The 4655-nt window shown below is 53.5% G+C and carries 4 protein-coding genes and 1 pseudogene; all 5 read left to right on the forward strand.

All coding sequences use genetic code 11. The features are described 5' to 3' along the window. Positions 1-232 (forward strand): annotated as a pseudogene (locus ACIQ0R_RS11325) (NADH-quinone oxidoreductase subunit L); the annotation flags it as partial. A gap of 41 nt (positions 233-273) precedes the next feature. Continuing rightward, positions 274-1764 carry an NADH-quinone oxidoreductase subunit M gene (locus tag ACIQ0R_RS11330; RefSeq protein ID WP_395827399.1) on the forward strand — a complete coding sequence of 497 codons (1491 nt, stop codon included), beginning with the start codon at positions 274-276 and terminating at the stop codon, positions 1762-1764. 97 nt (positions 1765-1861) lie between these two features. Next, positions 1862-3367, forward strand: coding sequence for an NADH-quinone oxidoreductase subunit NuoN (nuoN, locus tag ACIQ0R_RS11335; RefSeq protein ID WP_395827403.1), 1506 nt, complete (start codon positions 1862-1864; stop codon positions 3365-3367). 4 nt (positions 3368-3371) lie between these two features. After that, the gene (locus ACIQ0R_RS11340; RefSeq protein WP_395827406.1) at positions 3372-3683 is read left to right on the forward strand and encodes a DUF2818 family protein; all 312 of its coding nucleotides are present in this window, start codon (positions 3372-3374) and stop codon (positions 3681-3683) included. A gap of 122 nt (positions 3684-3805) precedes the next feature. Then, entirely contained in the window at positions 3806-4366 is a 561-nt protein-coding gene (locus ACIQ0R_RS11345; RefSeq protein WP_395827408.1) for an NUDIX domain-containing protein, read from the forward strand. The last annotated feature ends 289 nt before the right edge of the window (positions 4367-4655 follow it).

The raw sequence follows: 4655 nt of genomic DNA on the forward strand, positions 1-4655 counted from the left end.
CGACGTGGTTTTCTCAGGCGGCGCCCGCCTGCTGGGCCGCGGCCTGTGGAATGCTGGCGATCGCGGTCTGATCGATGGTCTGATAGTCAACGGCAGCGCCAAGGCCGTCAACTGGTTCTCGAAGATGACCCGTCTCTGGCAGTCCGGATATATCTATCACTACGCATTCGTGATGATTATCGGGGTGCTGGGTTTCCTGGTTTGGTTCATGCCGTTCCCGTTTGCCAAATAAGCTGGCGAAGCAAACTCAGTAAAGTAGATCGATAATAAAATATGATGCAGTCAACTTTTCCTCTTCTAAGCCTCGCGATCTGGTGTCCGGTCGCGTTCGGTATCCTCGTCCTGGCAGTGGGCCGCGACGATAATCCTACTTTGGTGCGCTGGCTGTCGTTGCTGGGGGCTGCGGTCAGTCTCCTGGTGACGTGGCCGGTTGTGCAGCAGTTCGACAACGCTTTCCAAGGCATGCAGTTCGTCGAAAAATCTGCCTGGATTGATCGCTTCAACATCAACTACTTTCTGGGTATCGACGGTATTTCGTTATGGTTCGTGCCGTTGACGGCCTTTATCACCGTGCTGGTAGTGATCGCGGCATGGCAAGTGATAGAGAAGAAAGTTGCGCAATACATGGGGGCGTTCCTGATCCTTTCGGGTCTGATGATCGGCGTGTTCTGTGCGCTCGACGGCATGTTGTTCTACGTTTTCTTTGAGGCGACGCTGATCCCGATGTTCATCATCGTCGGCGTCTGGGGCGGTGCCAATCGCGGCTATGCCGCCATCAAGCTCTTCCTGTACACGCTGATGGGTTCGCTGCTGATGCTGGTCGCCTTGTTGTACTTGTACTTCCAGTCGGGCGGCAGCTTTGACATCCTGACCTGGCACGAACTGCCGCTTGGCATGAATGCACAGATCCTGATTTTCCTGGCCTTCCTGATGGCGTTTGCCGTCAAGGTTCCAATGTGGCCAGTGCATACGTGGTTGCCGGATGCGCACGTTGAAGCGCCTACCGGAGGTTCCGTGGTGCTCGCCGCGATCATGCTTAAGTTGGGCGGCTACGGTTTCCTCCGCTTCTCGCTGCCGATCACACCTGATGCCAGCCACTATCTGGCAGGCCTCATTATCACACTGTCGCTGATCGCCGTGATTTATATCGGCCTGGTGGCCTTGGTCCAGAACGACATGAAGAAGCTGATTGCTTATTCGTCGATTGCTCACATGGGTTTTGTCACCCTTGGCTTTTTCATTTTCAACGACATCGGCTTGCAGGGCGGCATCGTACAAATGATTTCGCACGGTTTTGTGTCCGGCGCGATGTTCCTCTGTATCGGTGTTCTGTATGACCGCATGCATACCCGCCAGATTGCCGAATACGGCGGGGTGGTTAACGTCATGCCGCGTTTCGCTGTGTTTTTCGTGTTGTTCTCTCTGGCTAACTCGGGTCTGCCGGGTACCTCCGGTTTTGTCGGCGAATTCATGGTGATTCTGGGCGCGGTCAAGTTCAATTTCTGGATAGGCCTGCTGGCCGCAACCGCCTTGATCCTTGGCGCCGCTTATTCGTTATGGCTGGTCAAGCGCGTAGTGTTCGGCAAAATCACGAACCACCATGTGAAGGAAATGTTGGACCTGAACAAGCGTGAATTCTTCATGCTGGGCGTGTTGGCGATCGCCGTGATTGCGATGGGTGTGTATCCGGCACCGTTTACCGATGCAATTCAAGTGTCGGTGGCTGATTTGCTCAAGCATATCGCCATCACCAAGTTGAACTGATGAATTGCGGGGCAGAGTGGTTGGTTCGCCGTGGCGCGACGACTTGCCCTGTCCCGAACTGACTAGAAGCGCAGTGTAAAAAATAAGTGGCAAATAAATGAATAACATGAACCTTATCCCTGTTTATCCGGAAATCTTTCTGCTGATTGCGACCTCTGCCGTCCTGCTGATCGATATGTTCGTTTCGGATGCCAAGCGCTACATCACCTATTACCTGACGCTGGCCGTGCTGGCTGTGTGTTTCGTATTGACGCTCGGCGCCTTTCAAAGCGGGGAGACGGTCTACACGTTCCACAACATGTTCGTTTTGGATCCGCTGAGTAGCCTGTTGAAGATGGTTTCTTATGTTGCCGTGGCGATGACTCTGGTCTATTCGCGGCGCTACGTTGCTGAGCGCGGCATGGTGAACGGCAACCTTTGGGGAGAGTTTTATCCGCTGGCCTTGTTCACCTTGTTGGGCCAGATGGTGATGATCTCAGGCAGTAATTTTCTTAGCATCTACCTCGGCCTGGAATTGATGTCGTTATCTTTGTACGCGCTGGTAGCTCTGCGCCGCGACAACACTTCGGCAACTGAAGCGGCGATGAAGTATTTCGTACTCGGCGCGATGGCTTCCGGTTTCTTGTTGTACGGGATGTCGATGTTGTATGGCGCTACCGGCTCGCTCGATCTGATTGAAGTCACGCGTGCTGCCGCATCCGGCAATGTTAACCAGATCGTGCTGGTGTTCGGTGTCGTATTCGTGGTTGCCGGTCTGGCGTTTAAATTGGGTGCTGTGCCTTTCCACATGTGGGTGCCTGACGTTTATCAAGGCGCACCGACGGCGGTAACGCTATTGCTGGGTGGTGCACCGAAGCTGGCGGCGTTTGCGATTTGCTTCCGCTTGCTGGTCGAGGCGCTGTTGCCGCTGGCTTTTGACTGGCAGCAGATGCTGACGGTATTGGCTGTGTTGTCGATGGCAATCGGTAACATCACTGCTATTGCGCAAACCAACATCAAGCGCATGCTGGCGTATTCGACGATTTCGCATATGGGTTTCTTGCTGCTTGGCTTGTTGGCTGGCGTGGTGAATCGCAATCTGTTCTCCGCCGCCAATGCCTATAGTTCAGCCTTGTTCTACGTGATCACCTACGTGATAACCACCCTCGGCACCTTTGGCGTAATCATGTTGTTGGCGCGCTCTGGTTTCGAAGCTGAAAACATGGAGGACTTCAAAGGCCTGAATCAACGCAGCCCTTGGTTTGCCGCAGTGATGCTGGTATTAATGCTGTCGTTGGCAGGTATTCCGCCGCTGATGGGCTTCTATGCCAAATTGTCGGTGCTGCAAGCTGTGCTGGGCACTGGCCAGATATGGTTGGCTGTGGTTGCAGTTCTGTTCTCGTTGATCGGCGCCTTCTACTATCTGCGCGTGATAAAGCTGATGTATTTCGATGAGCCGCAGGATAATTCGAAGATTGTCGCGCACGCAGATGTACGCGTATTGCTCAGTTTGAACGGTCTTGCTGTGCTGGTGTTGGGCTTATGGCCTGGATTGCTGATGGATGCGAGTACCACGGCAATTGTGCGCACGCTGACCTCTTTCCTTGGCCGAGTGGTGTCGTAGTACTGTGGACGTCTCTATTTCTAGCTTGTTCGTTATTCTGTTGGCGCCGCTTGCCGCCAACTTGCCGTTCTTTAATGAGCGCATATTTGCGCTGATACCACTTAGCTCCGGCACCAAGGCGGCCAAGCCTTTCTGGGTTCGGCTGCTAGAGCTGCTAGCCCTCTATGGATTAGTCGGGTGTCTGGCGCATGTGCTGGAAGCCAATATCGGCAATACTTTTTCGCAAGGCTGGGAGTTTTACGCAGTGACCGCTTGCATGTTTCTGGTCTTGGCGTATCCAGGTTATGTATTGCGTTATCTGAAGAAGCATCGCTGAACCGGCAACATTATTATCGGTGTCAGCATTCGCCATTAAGCGCGCAGCACAGCTGCTGCGCGCTGTAAACTTCCTGCATCAATCACACTCGGCATATCGTCACGCCGGTCCCGGAGCGCCCCATGGATAGTCACTTGAAAGAAACCCGGATTGCCAGCAACCTGGTGTACGACGGCCACTTCCTTAAGGTGCAGCGCGACGCGATCCAGCTCCCCGACGGCAAACCGGCCAGCCGCGAATACGTTAAGCATCCCGGTGCCGTGGTGATTCTGCCGTTGTTTGAAGACGCTACGGTCTTGCTGGAGCGTCAGTACCGTTATCCTCTTGAGCAAGTATTCATCGAATATCCGGCCGGTAAAATCGATGCCGGTGAAGATCATCTGAGTTGCGCCAAGCGCGAGCTGCAAGAAGAAACCGGTTATACCGCCAGCCAATGGCAGCATGTCTGCACTATCCACAATGCGATTGCCTATTCTGACGAACATCTGGAACTGTTTTTGGCGCGCGGGCTGGTGGCTGGCGAGCGCAAACTGGATGACGGCGAGTTTCTCGACGTGTTTAGGGCGCCGTTGGCTGATATGCTGACCTGGGTTCGGGAAGGTAAGGTGACCGATGTCAAGACAGTGATCGGCACTTTCTGGCTGGAAAAGATCGTGGCTGGGAACTGGCAGTTGCCTGAATAATCCGGTCGGCAAGGTTACAACATACAAAGAAAAAAGCCCACCTTGCGTTAATCGCAGCGTGGGCTTTTTGTCGTAGGGTGGGCAAGAAGTTTTACCCACGTTGTCGAGGGTGTATGAGCTTCCCCCGAAATTTAGTCTTCCATAGGTAACGTAAAATCAACGATCCTTTGGAAAGACCAGCAATGAAGAATGTGAGCTTCCCTCGATTTTTCGTCTCCCAACAGGTAGCTTTTATGCCGCCTGTTTTTCCTGATGTTGCTCAGCGAGCCAGTCATCTAAATACTGGCAG

The organism is Collimonas sp. (assembly GCF_044339385.1).
Lineage (GTDB): Bacteria > Pseudomonadota > Gammaproteobacteria > Burkholderiales > Burkholderiaceae_D > Collimonas.

Coding starts and splice junctions, on each gene's coding strand:
- ACIQ0R_RS11330 (WP_395827399.1), top strand. CDS start 274: ATGATGCAGTCAACTTTTCCTCTTCTAAGCCTCGCGATCTGGTGTCCG.
- ACIQ0R_RS11345 (WP_395827408.1), top strand. CDS start 3,806: ATGGATAGTCACTTGAAAGAAACCCGGATTGCCAGCAACCTGGTGTAC.
- nuoN (WP_395827403.1), top strand. CDS start 1,862: ATGAATAACATGAACCTTATCCCTGTTTATCCGGAAATCTTTCTGCTG.